This window comes from Streptomyces sp. HSS9-12, from assembly GCF_054963655.1.
In genome coordinates, this window is record NZ_JBUEGC010000080.1 from 1 (window position 1) to 15,870 (window position 15,870).

The 15,870-nt window shown below is 66.4% G+C and carries 11 protein-coding genes and 2 pseudogenes; 2 read left to right on the forward strand and 11 right to left on the reverse strand.

Going from position 1 to position 15,870, the window contains the following annotated elements; all coding sequences use genetic code 11:
- Nucleotides 1-63: 63 nt before the first annotated feature.
- Both ACY34J_RS27695 and ACY34J_RS27700 read right to left on the reverse strand, forming a co-directional pair.
- Nucleotides 64-1,158, reverse strand: a complete 1,095-nt coding sequence (locus ACY34J_RS27695; RefSeq protein ID WP_462729395.1) for an LLM class flavin-dependent oxidoreductase — start codon at nt 1,156-1,158, stop codon at nt 64-66.
- Between the two features lie 141 nt (nt 1,159-1,299).
- The gene (locus tag ACY34J_RS27700) at nt 1,300-2,766 is read right to left on the reverse strand and encodes a nicotinate phosphoribosyltransferase (protein WP_462729394.1); all 1,467 of its coding nucleotides are present in this window, start codon (nt 2,764-2,766) and stop codon (nt 1,300-1,302) included.
- A gap of 661 nt (nt 2,767-3,427) precedes the next feature.
- Between ACY34J_RS27700 and ACY34J_RS27705 the strand changes: the two genes are divergently transcribed.
- On the forward strand, nt 3,428-4,429 hold the full coding sequence (locus ACY34J_RS27705) for a LacI family DNA-binding transcriptional regulator (protein ID WP_462761986.1): 1,002 nt from the start codon (nt 3,428-3,430) through the stop codon (nt 4,427-4,429).
- Between the two features lie 371 nt (nt 4,430-4,800).
- Here the strand turns inward: ACY34J_RS27705 and ACY34J_RS27710 are convergent, their stop codons facing one another.
- Nucleotides 4,801-5,112 carry a hypothetical protein gene (locus ACY34J_RS27710; protein WP_462729392.1) on the reverse strand — a complete coding sequence of 104 codons (312 nt, stop codon included), beginning with the start codon at nt 5,110-5,112 and terminating at the stop codon, nt 4,801-4,803.
- 428 nt (nt 5,113-5,540) lie between these two features.
- Here ACY34J_RS27710 and ACY34J_RS27715 point away from each other — a divergent pair, with 428 nt between their 5' ends.
- The gene (locus tag ACY34J_RS27715) at nt 5,541-6,491 is read left to right on the forward strand and encodes a flavin reductase (protein WP_462729391.1); all 951 of its coding nucleotides are present in this window, start codon (nt 5,541-5,543) and stop codon (nt 6,489-6,491) included.
- A gap of 322 nt (nt 6,492-6,813) precedes the next feature.
- On the opposite strand, the pseudogene ACY34J_RS27720 reads toward ACY34J_RS27715, so the two are convergent.
- The 8 genes and pseudogenes from ACY34J_RS27720 to ACY34J_RS27755 form a co-directional block, all read right to left on the reverse strand.
- A pseudogene (locus ACY34J_RS27720) lies at nt 6,814-7,008 on the reverse strand (hypothetical protein); the annotation flags it as partial.
- Nucleotides 7,009-7,068: 60 nt separating this feature from the next.
- Entirely contained in the window at nt 7,069-8,922 is a 1,854-nt protein-coding gene (locus tag ACY34J_RS27725) for a choline/carnitine O-acyltransferase (RefSeq protein WP_462729390.1), read from the reverse strand.
- A 43-nt stretch (nt 8,923-8,965) separates the two neighbouring features.
- Nucleotides 8,966-9,811: a class I SAM-dependent methyltransferase gene (locus ACY34J_RS27730; RefSeq protein ID WP_462729389.1), complete on the reverse strand. Its 846-nt coding sequence runs from the start codon at nt 9,809-9,811 to the stop codon at nt 8,966-8,968.
- 72 nt (nt 9,812-9,883) lie between these two features.
- Entirely contained in the window at nt 9,884-10,753 is an 870-nt protein-coding gene (locus ACY34J_RS27735; RefSeq protein WP_462729388.1) for a HalD/BesD family halogenase, read from the reverse strand.
- A 710-nt stretch (nt 10,754-11,463) separates the two neighbouring features.
- Complete coding sequence (locus ACY34J_RS27740) at nt 11,464-12,147, reverse strand: response regulator (protein WP_462729387.1); 684 nt, start codon at nt 12,145-12,147, stop codon at nt 11,464-11,466.
- A 28-nt stretch (nt 12,148-12,175) separates the two neighbouring features.
- A complete protein-coding gene (locus ACY34J_RS27745) occupies nt 12,176-14,731 on the reverse strand; it encodes a DUF4118 domain-containing protein (protein ID WP_462729386.1) in 2,556 nt (851 codons plus the stop codon).
- Nucleotides 14,732-14,925: 194 nt separating this feature from the next.
- The gene (locus tag ACY34J_RS27750) at nt 14,926-15,591 is read right to left on the reverse strand and encodes a potassium-transporting ATPase subunit C (protein WP_462729385.1); all 666 of its coding nucleotides are present in this window, start codon (nt 15,589-15,591) and stop codon (nt 14,926-14,928) included.
- A gap of 5 nt (nt 15,592-15,596) precedes the next feature.
- A pseudogene (locus tag ACY34J_RS27755) lies at nt 15,597-15,870 on the reverse strand (potassium-transporting ATPase subunit B); the annotation flags it as partial.

The following is a 15,870-nucleotide window of genomic DNA, read 5'->3' on the forward strand; positions in this document are numbered from 1 at the left end:
GGCGCCTTGCAGCTGACCGCACCAGGTCACCTCGCTACCGGGCAAACCCCGGCTGACGCGGCACTAGTCCGCGAACGCGGGAAGGACCTCTTCAGCCATCATCTTCATGTTCTTGACGATCGCGTCGGTGGGCTGACCGACTGCGATGAGGCATGCCAGGTGGTCCACTCCAAGCTTTTCGTAGGACTTGAACCGCTCGATCATGCGATCGGGCGTGGTCAACACCGGGTCGGCGTACTTCTCCAGCAGGTTGTCCTTGGAGAAGGAATGCTGCTCAGGTGTCATCTTCCCGCGGTGCACGTAGTCACGGCTCTCGCCAACATCGCGGGTGGCGAGCCGCTCTTCCTTCGTGTCGACCGTGCCGGGACCCTTGACCAGGGCCATGTAGTAGTTGTACTCGCTCACGACGTCATCGAAGTACTCCAACGCCTCTTCCTCGGTACGACCGAGCCAGGTGTGGCGGAGCACCATGACCTCGCCGCGAGGATTCCCGGTCTTTTCGATCTCGTCGTTGTAACTCCCGATGAGCTCCTCAAGGTCGCCGTAGGGCTCGAAGTTGCCGTAGTTCGGCGCCGTGATCAGATTCAGGCCCTGCTGGGCGACCCGGCGAACACCGTCGTTGCTCTGCGATGCGACCCAGATGTCAGGATGTGGCTTCGTCGCCGGCTTTGGGACCAGGGTCGTCGGCGGGAATGAATAGAACTGGCCGTCATGAGACACGTCATCCTCGGTGAAGAGACGACGGACGATCTCCAACCCTTCTTCGTACATTGCCCGCTGGTTCTCCGGCTTCACCCCGAGCCGATCGAGTTGGAACCTGCTCCCACCGCGTGCCACGCCGATGCCGATCCGACCTGGCGCGAGATGATCCAGCAGGCTCATCTCGGAAGCGACCAGGAGCGGGTTGTAAGCCGGCAGGACGACCACACCCGGGACGATCCGCAGCCGCTTGGTCCGCTGAGCCGCGACCGTCGCGAACATCATCGCCGAGGGATTGGCTACGTAGTTCTGGAACTGGTTCTCGTTGATCGTGATCCCCTCGAAGCCGAACTCCTCAGCGGCATCGACGATCCTGAGCATGCTGTCCAAAACCTCGGACCAGGGCCGGGTCATGTCCGGATAAAAGAACGGCGCCGTAACCCAGAACTTCATTGCCATCGTGTTTTCCTCAACTCTTGTTCGCTAACGTCCAAGGGGACCGTAGGACTAAAGCCCGAGGCGCTCGGCGCGGCAGTCCACGGCGTCGGGAAAGACCACGATGCCGTGGACTGCTTCATGAGCGCCCCGTGGGTGAGTGGTTCAGTTGACGGCCGCGCCAGCCAGTGCGGGTCCGGTGAGCATGGGCGCGATGTAATCGCCGTACCATTCCTGCGGCACCGGCGCCTCACTGGCAGCGATCAACTCAGAGAAGTCCCACTTCTTCAGCAGCTTTCCGTTGCGGAAGACGGGCTTGAGCAGGTTCTGCTCGGGGCTGACGGAGTCGCGCGGTACGGTCTTGTACTCACCGTCCTCCAGGATGAGGGCGAGCCGCCCGGCCTTGGACCTCTTGAAGCTGGCCCCGGTGGGCTGCTTGGCAATGTCGCGCCACTCACCGTTGACGCAAACGGCGTTTGCCTTCTGTGCGAAGTTGTTGGTGTCGCGGTTGACGTGCTGGAGGAGGCCGCCGCCCATGCCGAAGACGGCGTTGTCGGCCGCCAGGCCGCGGCGCTCCATCTCGATGAAGATCGCCCGGAGGCTCTCGCCGGTGACGCCGTCGCCCTGCACCACTCGGATGAACGGAGGGAGGATCTTGAAGCCCTTGCTGTTGACTTCGTAGCCGAAGGCGTCCATGAGCCACTCGATGGTGTCGGAGGTGACCTGGACGACGTCGCCGGAGTCGGGGCGCGCGCCCACTATGCCGGGGAAGTTCTGGATCAATTCCTTCAGCTCGCCGCCGAGGATCCTCTTGACGCAGTGCTCGTGGTCGTAGGTGTCGGTCAAGACCAGCGCGAAGCCGTAGTCGCGGTAGGTCTCGAGCATGTTTCGGATGGCGTCGACCTCGAAGTCTCGCCCCCAGGCGGTGAAGCCGGCGTGTTCGGAGTTGGGGCCGGAGTTCGATGGAGCCACGGCGTTGTACCAGCGCTTGGCGGCGAGGATGCCCGGGGTGGTGTCGCTCTGGCTGAAGTTTACCAAGTGCGCCATGCCACCAAGTGCGGCGGACTGCTGCGAGCTGACCCCCCGTGCGCCATAGTCGTGAAGCATGTGCCGGAGCGCTCCCTCGTTGTCGGAAGTGCGCTCCAGGGCGGTGCGGATCACCTGCTTGCACAGCCAGCTCAGGGTGCCGATCGTGGTCGGGTACCACACCGCCCTCAGCAGGGCGGTCTCGAAGAAGCTGGTCACCCAGTAATACTTCGGGTCAGTGTTGATGAGCTGCACGAGCACGTTGTTGGTGGGCAGCACGGTGCCCTCGGGGATCGCCTCGATCTCGACGGGCAGATAGCCGTCGTGGTCTTTGATGATGCCCATCCAGTTGTCGCGGTTGAAGTGCATCCCCTGCTCGCGCATGAGGTACTCGGCCTCATCGACATCCTCAAGCGTCACGGGGCGCATGAGGTAGTCCCGGATGAAGGCTTGGAGGCCGACGAACATCGTGACGGGGAACTGGCCGCCGCGGGACTCGATGTACGACGAGATGTACTCGGTGCCCGGCGGGTACAGCGAGTAGTGGCAGTGCTTGTAGTTGTCGGTGTTGACGATGATGTTGTCGAACTGATCGCCCAGGGACATCTTTGTCCGTCCTCTCGGCCGCCCCGCGACTGGAGTAGTCGCCAGCGGACTATTAACGATTCGATAACAACGCCGAAGCATGCGGCCTGCAACCGCGACTTTCGCTGATCAGATCGTCGGGCCAGGGGTAGAAACCTTTCTAGCGGCGGACTGTATCAGCGGTAGATCGGCTCTGTAAACGGGGAGTTGCGATCGGCCGCAAGGGACCAGGGTGGGACCTGCTCTGCCCGGCCAGGGGTACCTGACGGCGGTGGAGCTCTCGATCGCGCTCGAAGATGTCGTGGCCGTGGAGGTTGGAGATCTCCGCCCCGCCACCCCATACCGCGGATCCCCGCGCGGCCGTCGCTGGGCGCGTCCCTCGTGTCCGGCGTGGCTTGCGGCCCCAGGTCACCTCAGCGGCCAGCGCGCGAACCCAGCGTGTGAAGCGGCGATGCACAGAGACCGACGGCTCCGGGCCACCCGCGACATCGGGGGACGCTGCGCCACAACGCGCGCCGGCCTAGGCCAGAGAGCTGCAGCAGTAGTTATGGAAAGCGTTCTATCCCTGAGCTGGAATCGGCTATGGTTAGCCTTCGCGACGTGAACGAAGTGCCGCATGACGAGACGTGAGGGGGGGACCTTGACCCGGAATTCGGGAGCCATGCCGATGCGCAGGCCCACGATGAAGGACGTTGCTGAGCGGGCAGGAGTCGCCGTCAGCACGGTGAGTTACGTGGTCAACGACAGCGGGCCCGTTGCCGCCGACCGGCGTGCACGGGTGCTGGAGGCTGTCCGCGCGCTGGGCTATTTGCCCAACGAGTCTGCTCGCAACCTCAAGCGGCATAGCGTGGCCACCGTAGGCCTCGTTGTCCCCGACCTCGTAAACCAGTACTTTGCGCTGATCGCCGAGGGAGTGGAGCAAGCCGCGTCCGAGAAGGACGTCTTGGTGGTGTTCTGCACACCGGAAGCGACCGGTGGCGGCGAGTCCTGGAACAGCAGGCTGCTACGCAGTCAGCGCCTCGACGGGCTCATCTACCTCTCCGGATCAGAGACGCGAATGGAGGCTCTGGTCGAGTTGACCCGGGTCGGCCCTGTCGTCCTCGTCGACGAAAAGCTCCCTGGATTCAACCTGCCGTCTGTGGTCTCGCAGAACCGCCGGGGTGCGAGGGAGATCGCCGCCCACCTCACCTCGCTCGGGCACGAGCGCCTAGCCATCCTTGGCGGTCCGCTCGAGCTCTGGACGGCCGAACAGCGCCTCTCGGGCTACCGCGAGGCCATCGCCGCCGCCGGACTGGATCCCGACGGCATCCCCGTGCTCGCAGGTGACTACAGGATGTCGTCGGGCGAGCAGCTGGCTGCCGAGATCCTGAGCCGCCCGGCGGACGATCGGCCCACTGCTTTGATCTGCGCGAACGACCTCATGGCAATTGGGGCCCTGTCCTACTGTCGCCGCGCTGGCCTGCGGGTGCCGGAGGACGTCTCGGTGGTCGGATTCGATGACCTACCGTTCGCTTCCCTCCTCACTCCGGCTCTCACCACCGTCCGACAGCCCGCTCGGGAGATGGGCATTCAGGCCACCAAGCTGCTGCTCGGCATGGTCGACGGCGCCGATCCGACCCCTCCCCCTCCGTCACCGGTCTCTCTGAAGATCCGGGAGTCGACAAGCCCCCCCTCCGTCCACTGACGAGCGTAAGTGCATCAACGCCTGGCGGCTTACCAGACCCTGCAGCACGCCGCGACGTCGGAAGGACGGCGCACACATGACCCCTCCCCATCTGTACTCCAAGGTGACTGGAGGGTACCCACCGCCGACAACCCACTGGCCTGGTCTCTCGGAACATGTGCGCCTCTCTGGCTCGTTTCGGCCATCCTTGGCCCGACCGCGTTCACGCTGCTGTCATGTGCGACCTCAGGCGCGCTCGGTGTAGGACTTATACTGCTGCGTGGTCGCTCTAGCCGACTCGAATGGACTGTGGCGACATTCGCCATTGCAGGTGGACTTCTTGCCTGCATCACGACCCGTGCGGCGTGAGTGTCTGCAATGGCAGACAGACGTCAGAGTGGGTTGCCGCTCTCACCACTGGGAGCGCGAGGCTGTCCAGCGAGAGCGCGCGGCGTACGCGCCGCCTTGGGGGCCGACGGAGGCGCGTTGAGGTCTGCCAGCAGCAGCATCGTGCGGTCCAGCACGCTCAACAGGCGCTGTGCATAGGTGAGTTCGCCGTCGCTCTCGGGTCCGAACGCGGCGGCCAGGATCGCGCGGGTGCCGCACTCGACCAGGACCACGAGCCGCAGCAGCGGGTAGCCGAAGTCCAGCATCTCACCGGCCCGTTTCGGGTAGCGCCAGGTAATCGCCGGCTCGTCGGGCACGTGCAGCAAGGTCCCGTCGACAGCCACGGTCCGCAGGCCCCGCCAGAAGGAGCCGGTCTGGCCGCGGCGCCCCCGCCCCACGTCGGTTGGCAGTCGGCGGGCTGCGGACGTGGCGGCGGCGGATGGGTGTGGGACCTGCCACGAACGCTTGCGCACAAGAGCAGGCCTGGCTGAATGGAATCGCTTCTAACGAGCGTCCTGACGCGGCGGATCGCGCTTATGCCGCCAGATGTGACAAGGTCGGCCATGCCGTTGACGCCCATTGTCGAATCGATTATGTTCTCTTCCAGAGCGTAGCTGCAGTCCCACGCGCCCAGCGAAGCCCTCAGCCGAGTTCGTGCGCCCGGGGGGCTCGGCACAGTCGGCTAGACCGAGCCGCAACCGTGGCGTCGTCTGCCTCTTGGTGCCAGAAGTGAGGATGGGAAGAGATGTCGGACTTCAAGGACCTGGTGCGTTCGGCTTGGGATGCAGCCTGGAACCAAGGCGACTCCGATGCCTTGGATGAGATCGTCCACGCCGACTACGAGTTGGAGAACGCCGGGCTGGGGCGTACCTCGGGGCTGGCCGAGCTCAAGCGCCAGGTTCGCGACATGCGGGCTTCCATACCGGACCTGTGGACGACGGTGGACACGATCGTCGTGGACGGCGATGACTTCGCGCTTTTCTGGTCGGCAACCGGTACGTTCATGAACGCGTTCGGCGACGTCCCCCCGACGAGGCGTGCGCTGCACGCCCGAGGCGCCGTACAGGGAACCCTGCGCGATGGCCGGATCATCCGTGAGCGCGTGACCTGGGATCCGACGGTCGACATGCTGTCCGACCTGGGAGTACCTGGCCTGGGATCGGCGCTCGATGCGCCCACGGCGCCCAACGGCGCGGGCGAGGCGGTCGAGATGCCCAGCATCGAGGATCTCAAGGAGTTCAACCGGAAGTTCGTCACCGGTGTGACCGTGGTGACGACCATGGACTCCGCAGATCGGCCCCGCGGACTAGCCGTCAGCGCTTACATGCCCATCTCGCTGGACCCGCCACTGGTGGCCTTGTGTGTGCAGAAGACATCCTCGACCTACCCGTCGCTCTTCGAATCCAAGCACCTCGGCATCAACATCATCGCTAACACACAGCGTGCGGTCGTCGACAGATTCGCGTCCAAGTCGGACGACAAGTTCGCCGGACTCGACTGGCACGCCGGACCGGAAGGTTCCCCTCTGATCCGCGGGTCGGCCGCATCGATCGAGGCAGAGATCAAGGAACGCTTCCGCGCAAAAACTCATGTTCTGATCGTTGCGCAAGTCACCTACTTGGAGGTTTCCAGCTCGGATCCGATGGTCTACAAGGCCGCGAAGTTTTACGACGGCGCCACGCTGGAGGAGATCTAGCAGCCCCCGGCCTCCGGCATGCGATTGCATGAAGGCGATCGATCGCAAAGCCGTAGCGCCGATCGCCATCGCCGGAACGGCTCCACACGTGCTGTAACATCGCGCCAGGTGCCCGAGGGCGAGGAGAGCACCACGGCAAGGTCGAGTCGTGACCAGGCGTGCGGATGGTGATGGCCAGAGCGCGGCCGCGGACCCCGGATCTCGATCGGCGCCTCGGCGCCTCGGCGCGAGACCGTTCCTGGTGTTCGACGATGCCGCCGTCCCGGATTCGCAGCAATCTGCGCTGCGGTACCACCCGCCCGTCGCGTCACCCGGTGACCGGCTCGGGCATCCGCTCCCAGATGCCCATCGTGCGGTCGCCCTGCACGTTGCTGTGCCCGCGCACCGGGCACACCCCCGCGCCGGGGCGGCCGAGGTTGCCGCGCAGCAGCAGGAAGTTGACGATCTCGCGGATGGTAGGGACGCCGTGCCTGTGCTGGGTGAGACCCATCCCCCAGCACACGATCACCCGACGGCTCGATGCAGCCGCCCTCCATGTAGGCGCCGTGCGGGGAGACCTCCCCGGGCGCCAACGGGGTCACTGACTCTGCCCAGCGTTCTCCGGTGCCTCGGTGGCAAGCAGGTCCTCCAATTCGACCACCGCATCCCGGAGCTTGTCGGCGAAGACGAACATCTGGTCGGCCACCGGGCTCGGGGTGCTCAGGTAGAGGTTGAACCGGTCAGGCAGTAGCACATAAGCCACGCCGATACACCGGCTGCTGGTCGACCCGAAACCGAAGTACTGGATGTTGGTGGACGGTGCGGAACTGGTGCTCAGGTAGTCGTCCCGCATCGTGATCCAGCCCGGGGTCTCGTACAGGGCGAGCGGCTCGGTCACCCCCAGCTCCTCGCCCCGCCGCTTCTGGATCAGCTGCAGCTCCCACAGGTGCTGCTCGGGCGCCTGGCCGGCCTGGCATTCCTTCGCCCGTGCCACGTGCTTCTCGGCAGCGGCCCGGAACGCCGCGCGACGGGTGGCCGTATCCGCCCCGGGGTCGTCCATCGCGGCTACGAAGCGCACGACCTCTCGTGTGACGACGCGCATCGCCTCGGTGCGCCCGCGCCGGTACTGACGCGTGGCGATCGACTCGTACGTGGCGCCCACGTGTCCCTTGGCGCGGTTGTGCGCGAGCTGGTAGGCCATCTGTACGAACGCGTCCGGCGAGATCCGCAGCTGCTTGGCCCGCTTCGTGCCGAAGTCCTCGAACGAGACGGTGGTGGTGGCGGTGGCCGCGCCATACGCCGCGAACGAGTCGGCAGCGGCCTGGACATCGGCCCGCAGGTCGGCGTCGAGTACGAATTCGATGGGCTCTATGGTCGGCAGGCCCTGCGACTGGGCCCCCGACTGCCGGGAGTGCTCCTCGGCCTCGGTGCCCAGCAGGCTGTCGACGAAGCTGAGGATCGTGGTCCCGTCCAGACCGCAGTGCTCCACATTGATGCCCGCCCTGCCGTCCGCGAAGACCAGCAGGGACACGGCCTTGTCGAACCAGCGGTTGCCGCTGTTGCCGTGCAGCAGCTGGTCGCACGCCTCGAGGGTGTCCTTGGGCGCGAAGTCCTCCAGGCATACGCAGAACAGCGCGGTCTCCACCTCGTCGAGCGATTCCGCGTTGCGGGGATGGCAGGCGAGCAGGGCGTCCCGGCTGGCCGCCCACTCGGCTCGGGCCTTGGTGGTGAGATGACCGACGGAGGTGTCCGGCGCGGCCGCCACCGCACCGGTCTTCATGACGGCGCGCAGCCCGGCGGCGAGATCCTCCAGCGTGTGCGGAACGCCGTCCGCGCCCAGCACCTCCATACGGAACATGTTTCCGCGGAAGAACACCACGATGTGCCGCGCCTGTGACGGGCCGGGCCACTCCTCGCTGTAGGGCACCCGGACGGTGTCCTGCACAGCGCCGGGAATGCGCGTGGCGGAGAAGAGGAACTTGTTCTGCTCCATCGTGAGCGCCTGGCCCCGCTGCACGATCGGCGGCATGAGTTCCCGGTCGAGCCGCCGCTTGTAGTTGAGGGCCCCGGCGATGAGGCCGGCTGCCCGCTCCGCCTGCGACTGGTCGACGTCCTGGAAGAGGAAGAGGAAGTTCGCGTTGAGCGCGATGCGGTCACGGCGCCCCAGGTACCGGTACGGCCAGAACGTGTCGAGCCAGCTGTGTACGCCCTCCTCGGCGTTGTACTGCTCGAGCGCCGCGTGGAGCTTGCGGCCGGGTCCGTCCGGGCGGAGGAAGGAGGCCACTTCCGCCTCCGTCGCCGCCAGCTCTTCTGCGGTCAGCAGCGGAGCGCACCACTCGATGAACCTCTGGCAGCTGTCCTCCAACGTGGGCAGCGGTACGCGCGGCAGGCGGTCCTCGTTGGCGAAGGTGGGGGTGGGGGCTGCGGCGGCTGTTCCCTGACTGGCGTTCACTGTGTTCCCTCGATGTTCCGGATGATTGTGGGGAGTTGAATGATTACGTGGGGGTCGCTGCGAGGTCCACGACTGCGCGGCCGTTGCTGCGTCGCGAACGAGAGAAGTAGAGCTGCGCGTAGAACCAGCCGTCGGTTTCCAGACCGCGCGGATCCACACCGACGGACGCGAGCGTGTCGAGAACGCGGGTCTGCTCCTCGGGAGAGGCGAACCGCCGCTGCTTGAACAGGCCCTCGACCTGCACGGTTTCGTACCCCGCTGCCGCAAGGCTGTCCGCCACGGGCTCAAAGGAGAACATCCGCAGGACGAAGTGCGCCATCCACGGTTTGTGGTCGCCCTGCGCATTGACGACCCGTGAGATGGTCTTCTCGGTGACGTAGCCGATACAGCCCGTCGAGATGACGAGATCCGTCCCGGCGAGCTGCTCGCGTTGCCGCTCGGTCGGGTCATGCTCTTCCAGGTTGGCATGCACCGCGTCGTCGAGGAACCCGGCCGAAAGTGCGTATGACAGGGCGCGCTCCGAGGTGTCGAGTCCCACGAATCGGGCGCGTGTCGAGCCGTGACGTGCCCGGACCAGCTCCTGGTCGCGGCTCACCAGTGTGCTGACACTCAGCGTGCCGGCATCGGCGTAACGCTCGTACAGTTCGTCCATCGTCGCATCGCATTTCAGCAGAGCTGCGTTGACGCCGTACGAGCAGCCGATGTCCAGCACTTTCGGCGTCCGGCCCTGCTGCCAGTCGCGGTATTCATTGATGAGCTTGGTGAAATAGGGTTTGGCCAGCTGCGGAATGCAGTAGTCGAGCTTGCGCAGCGTACTGAAGTACGCCCGGGGGTCGGGCTGCGTATAGATATCGTCGAGTGTGACTTTTCCAGTGGTGTCGAAATGCACGGGGCGGCACTCCTCCGTGGATTGCAGAGTGGGGGGATGGGTGGGTGGCGGTGCACATCGCCGACCGACTCCTTAATCCAGCAGCTGGTCGACCCGCACAGCACGGTTCTCGGCCTCCAGATGCTGGGGCAGCACGCGGCCGAAAAGCTGTTCCGTCCGCGCTACGCTCCCGATGACTCCGGGACGTTCACTGTAGGCGAATATCGCCGAGTGACGCGCGGCCGCACCCTGTACTTCACTCACGCGGTGCAGCGAGTAACGGCCTTTGAAGAGCTGCAGATCCCCCGGGCGGAGCGTGAGGCGACGGATCAGGTGTTCGCCGCGGCCGACCACCACGTCCCGCACGTCGTCAAAATTCTCGGCCTCCGCCGAGCGGATGTTCGGGCAGTACTCGAAGATCCCGCCGGCCTCGGATTCCTGCGTGAGCATGCTCACCGTGAACTCGTTGGTGTCGAAGTGCCACGGATGCTCCATGCCCGGGTTCACCACGTTGAGGCACAGCCCGGACAAGGGGTCCGCGAGCTCGTGGAGACGGGGCAGGTCGAAGCAGTCGGCGATGAAACGCTGAAAGAGCTCGCTCGAATAGAGCTGCTGGATGATGAAATCCTCTGGAATACGATCGCGTGCCACGAACGCGTTGCCGCGCTCGAAGGCGATGCGACCCGGATGTCCTTCCGGCAGCGATGAGTCCACCGCGATATTGTAGGCGTTGACCGTTTCGACGTCGTAATACGCCCGAGAGGCGATCGACGCGCATTCGTGCTGGAGTGCCTCACTCAGGGACGGCCGGATGAAATTGGGCAGTACGCTGCAGCCTACGGTTCCCAGTTCCTGCCGGGTACGAGCGACCACGGATTTCCATTCAGCACCGTCCGGCTCCGACAGAGGATAACGATCCGTGTCGACCACCTGTCCAACCGTCAGAGCTTCCGCTGTGCTCATGAGGATCCTCTCCACGTGCCAGCTCACCGTCCCGGCCGGGGGCACCCCAGCCAATGCGGCGAATCCTGTCTTCGACACCCATCCGGGGCAAGCAGCACGGCCTACGCGGTGCCAGAGTCACCACCTCCCGCGCACAGACCATGCTCGTAACGCCTTCCCGTCCTGCTCGTGATCCTCAGAGGGTCTAGCACATGTATTGCTGCCCATTCATGGCTATGCGGTTGTCTGTGACACGAGACACTGAGGTGATCTCAGCAAGAGTGCATAAACCGCCATCTGACTGCTGGTCACCCGAAACGACAGCCGTGCATGCGGTACGAGGCAGCTCATGCCGCCACTGCCCCGGCGGGAGGTGCGCGCCGCACCGCTGACGAGTGCGACTGTGGCTGACCATGAGGGCGGGCCCTCCCCCGCCACCGCCGTGCTCGACCGACTGGCCGCACGCCTGCGGCGATCACTCACCGTAGCGGACGCGGGCTCGCCAAGCGGCATCGCGGCGCCTGGTCGTGGTACACGGGCTCTATTTCCGGCCGGTATTGGAACTCTCAATCCTGCGGGGACGAGCAAGGGAGTGGCCCTCCCGAACGCGGGGACGGCCTGACCAAACCCTCAGCACGAGCGGAAGCGAAGTCGTTCCTCTCCAAGGCCGTGTGACCTAAGGGTTGATCGTCACCGTGGCTGTCAGAACCTGTCGCCGGTGCATCGTTCCGTCATGCCTCGAAGCGGTACCCCATACCCGGCTCCGTGATGAAGTGCTTCGGGTGCGAGGGGTCCGCCTCGAGTTTGCGGCGCAGCTGCGCCATGTAGACGCGCAGGTAGTTGGTCTGGTCACCGTAGGAGGGGCCCCAGACCTCGTGCAGCAGTTGCTTCTGGGCGACCAGGCGGCCGGCGTTGCGTACCAGCACCTCGAGGATGTGCCATTCGGTGGGCGTGAGACGGACGCTGCGGCCGTCCCGGTGTGCCTTCTTGGCGACCAGGTCGACGGTGAAGGTATCGGTCTCGACGATCGCGGTGGCCTCGCCCGAGCCTACGGGTTCGGCGCGACGGACGGCCGCCCGTAGCCGGGCGAGCAGCTCGTCCATGCCGAAGGGCTTGGTGACGTAGTCGTCCGCGCCTGCGTCGAGGGCCTCGACCTTCTCGTCGGAGGTCTGGCGGGCGGAGAGCACGATGATCGGCACCCGGTTCCAGCCGCGCAGCCCCTTGATCACCTCGACGCCGTCCATGTCGGGCAGGCCGAGGTCGAGAATGACCACGTCCGGCGGGCGGGCAGCCGCGAGCCGGAGGGCGCTGGCACCGTCGGGGGCGGCGTCCACCTCGTACTTGCGGGCCTTCAGGTTGATGACGAGGGCGCGCACGATCTGCGGCTCGTCCTCCACCACCAGCACCCGGGTCATTGATGTGTCGCCTTCCTGTCGTAGGGGGTCATGAGGTGGCCCTGGCCGCGAGATCGGGCCGGGCCGGCGGGCCGCCGGACGCGGCCTGGAGGGTGAGCACCATGGTCATGCCGCCTCCGGGGGTGTCCTCGGCCGACAGCATGCCGCCCATCGCCTCGGCGAAGCCGCGGGCGACCGCGAGGCCCAGGCCGACGCCGGCGCCACGCGGTGCGTCGCCGTAGCGCTGGAAGGGCGCGAAAATCCGTTCCTTCTCATCGTCCGGCACACCGGGGCCGCCGTCCACGACCCGCAGTTCGACGCGGTTGCCCAGTGCGCTGGCGGCGACGAGCACCGGCTTGCCGTCGGGGTTGTACTTGACGGCGTTCTCCACGATGTTGGCGACGCTGCGCTCCAGGAGTCCGGGGTCCACGGCGACCATGGGCAGCACTTCGGGGATGTCGAGTACGACGCTGCCGTCGGGGACGCCGCCGAGCGCCTTGGGCACCACCTCGTCCAGGTCGATCTCGCGGATGAGCGGGGTGACGGTGCCGGTCTGCAGCCGGGACATGTCCAGCAGATTGCCGACCAGGTGGTCGAGACGGTCCGCGCCTTCCTCGATGCCGGCGAGGAGCTCCGCCTCGTCCTCGGGGGACCAGGACACATCGTCGGCGCGCAGCGAGGTGACGGCAGCCTTGATGGCGGCCAGCGGGGTGCGCAGGTCGTGGGAGACGGCGGCGAGCAGGGCGGTGCGGATCCGGTTGCCCTCGTCCAGCTCACGGGCACGTTCCGCCTCGCCGACCAGCCGCTGCCGGTCGAGGACGACAGCGGCCTGAGCTGCGAAGGCAGCCAGCACCCGGCGGTCCTCGGCAGGCAGGACGCGGCCTGTCAGCGCGAGCGCCATGTTGTCGCCGACGGGCATGTCGACGTCCGCGTCCTCGGGCCGTACGGGCGGCGGGCCGCCATCCGTACGGCTGACGCTCCCCGCGCAGGTCCAGGGATCCACATCGCTCCGCCGCTCCAGCAGCGCCACGCAGTCCATGCCGAAGGTCTCGCGAACGCGCTCCAGCAGCGTTTCCAGGCTGGTCTCACCGCGCAGCACATTGCCCGCGAGGAAGGACAGGATCTCGGATTCGGCGCGCAGCCGGGCGGCTTGGTGGGTACGCCGGGCAGCGAGGTCGACCACAGAGGCGACTGAAACCGCGACAGACACGAAGATCACGAGGGCGACGATGTTCTTCGGGTCCGCGATCGTCAGTCGGTGGAGGGGCGGGGTGAAGAAGTAGTTCAGGAGCAGGGAGCCGACGGCCGCCGAGGCGAGCGCCGGGAGCAGGCCTCCCATCAGCGCGGCCGCCACCGTCAGCGCCAGGAACAGCAGCATGTCGTTGGCGAGGCCGAGGTCCGGCAGCACGCTGGTCAGCAGCAGGGTGAGCGGCACCGGCCCCACCACGCCGGCCAGCCAGCCGGCGATGATCCGGGAGCGGCCGAGGCGGGCGCCGCGGGCGACGGGCAGTCCGCGGCCCTTGGCCGCCTCCTCGTGAGTGATGATGTGCACATCCAGGTCCGGGCCGGACTCCCGGGCGACGGTGGCGCCGACGCCGGGCCCGAAGATGTACTGCCAGGCCTTGCGGCGGCTGGTGCCCAGCACGATCTGGGTGGCGTTCACACCCCGCGCGAACTCCAGCAGCGCGGTCGGGATGTCGTCGCCGATGACGTGGTGGAAGGTTCCGCCAAGATCCTCGACGAGGGTGCGCTGGACGGCCAGCTCCTTCGGTGAGCCGGAGGTCAGCCCGTCGCTGCGGGCCACGTAGACAGCCAGGATCTCGCCTCCGGCGCCCTTGGTGGCCATTCGTGCCGCGCGGCGGATGAGCGTACGGCCCTCGGGGCCGCCGGTGAGGCCGACGACGATGCGCTCGCGGGCCTGCCAGATCGTCGAGATGGTGTGTTCGGTCCGGTACTGCTGGAGGTATTCGTCGACCCGGTCGGCGGTCCACAGCAGGGCCAACTCACGCAGAGCGGTGAGGTTGCCGGGCCGGAAGTAGTTCGACAGGGCCGCGTCGACCTTGTCGGGGGCGTAGATGTTGCCGTGCGCCATACGGCGGCGCAGGGCGTGCGGCGACATGTCGACCAGCTCGATCTGGTCGGCACGCCGTACGACCTCATCGGGCACGGTCTCGCGCTGCCGCACACCGGTTATCGACTCGACGACATCACCCAGCGACTCCAGGTGCTGGATGTTGACCGTGGAGACGACGTCGATACCGGCCTGGAGGAGCTCCTCGATGTCCTGCCAGCGCTTCTCGTTGCGCGAGCCGGGGATGTTGGTGTGAGCGAGTTCGTCGACGAGCGCGACGGCCGGCCGCCGGGCCAGCACCGCGTCCACATCCATCTCGGTGAAGACGGCGTCGCGGTACTCGATCTCGCGGCGTGGCACCTGCTCGAGGCCGTGGAGCATCACCTCGGTACGGGGCCGCCCGTGGTGCTCCACGAATCCGACGACGACGTCGGTGCCCCGCTCGACACGCCGATGTGCCTCGGACAGCATCGCGTAGGTCTTGCCGACGCCCGGTGCCGCACCGAGATAGATCCGGAGCTTGCCGCGTCCCATGATCCCCTTCTCTTCCAGATGACCGTGTACCGGCTGCCCGGACCGTACGAACAAACATAACCAGAGCGGGACCGGTCACCATGATCAGCATCCGCGGGTATCGGCTCCACGATGGTGACCTGCGAATATCCCCCAGGGCGCAGCGGGAGCCGTTGGCTGGTGGAGCCGGCTCCCGCTGCTGCCGATGACGCCGGTCAGTTGCCGGTCAGCTGCTTCAGCGCGAGGTTGAGCCGGAGCACGTTGACGTGCGGCTCGCCGATGAAGCCGAGGATCCGTCCGTCTGTGTGGTCCTTGACCAGCTTCTCCACCTGCTTCACATCGAGGTCGTTCCTCTCCGCGATGCGGTGCACCTGGAGTTCGGCGTACTCGGGCGAGATGTGCGGGTCCAGGCCGGAGCCGGAGGAGGTGACCGCATCGGCGGGCACGTCCGTGGGCTTGACCTTGTAGTCCGCGGTGGAGTTGTCCTTGATGACCGCGGCCTTGGCGTCCTTCACCCACGTGATCAGGTCCTCGTTGTCTCCGGACCGGTTGGTCGCGCCGGAGAGGATGATCTTGTACTGGGTGTTGACGCTGTTCGTACCGAGGCCGCCCGACGGCCGCGGCTGGAACCACCTCAGGTCCGGGTCCGGGGTCTCCTGGCCCTTCTTCAGCGGCAGGTTGTAGGTCTGGCCGATGAGCTCGGAGCCGACGACCTTGCCGTCGGCCTTGATCTCCGAGCCGTTCGCCTTTCCGTTGAACAGGGCCTGGGCGATGCCGGTGACCGCCAGGGGGTAGATGACGCCGGTCACCAGGGTGAGGACCAGGAGGGCACGGATGCCCGCTCCGATCAACCGGGCGGTGTTCGTAACCGAATTGTTCATGGCGATCAGCCGATTCCGGGGATGAGGGAGATGAGCAGGTCGATGAGCTTGATGCCGATGAACGGGGCGATCAGCCCGCCCAGGCCGTAGATCCCGAGGTTGCGGCGGAGCATCTTGTCGGCGCTGGTGGGCCGGTACCGCACGCCCTTCAGGGCGAGCGGCACCAGCGCGATGATGATCAGCGCGTTGAAGATGACCGCGGAGAGGATCGCGGACTCCGGCGAGGTCAGGCCCATGATGTTGAGCTTGTCCAGGCCCGGGTATGCCACCGCGAACATC

Bases quoted from the DNA above. Each gene is read 5' to 3' on its own strand.
- ACY34J_RS27695 (WP_462729395.1), bottom strand. From the start codon at position 1,158: ATGGCAATGAAGTTCTGGGTTACGGCGCCGTTCTTTTATCCGGACATG.
- ACY34J_RS27700 (WP_462729394.1), bottom strand. From the start codon at position 2,766: ATGTCCCTGGGCGATCAGTTCGACAACATCATCGTCAACACCGACAAC.
- ACY34J_RS27705 (WP_462761986.1), top strand. From the start codon at position 3,428: ATGAAGGACGTTGCTGAGCGGGCAGGAGTCGCCGTCAGCACGGTGAGT.
- ACY34J_RS27715 (WP_462729391.1), top strand. From the start codon at position 5,541: ATGTCGGACTTCAAGGACCTGGTGCGTTCGGCTTGGGATGCAGCCTGG.
- ACY34J_RS27735 (WP_462729388.1), bottom strand. From the start codon at position 10,753: ATGAGCACAGCGGAAGCTCTGACGGTTGGACAGGTGGTCGACACGGAT.
- ACY34J_RS27740 (WP_462729387.1), bottom strand. From the start codon at position 12,147: ATGACCCGGGTGCTGGTGGTGGAGGACGAGCCGCAGATCGTGCGCGCC.
- ACY34J_RS27745 (WP_462729386.1), bottom strand. From the start codon at position 14,731: ATGGGACGCGGCAAGCTCCGGATCTATCTCGGTGCGGCACCGGGCGTC.
- ACY34J_RS27750 (WP_462729385.1), bottom strand. From the start codon at position 15,591: ATGAACAATTCGGTTACGAACACCGCCCGGTTGATCGGAGCGGGCATC.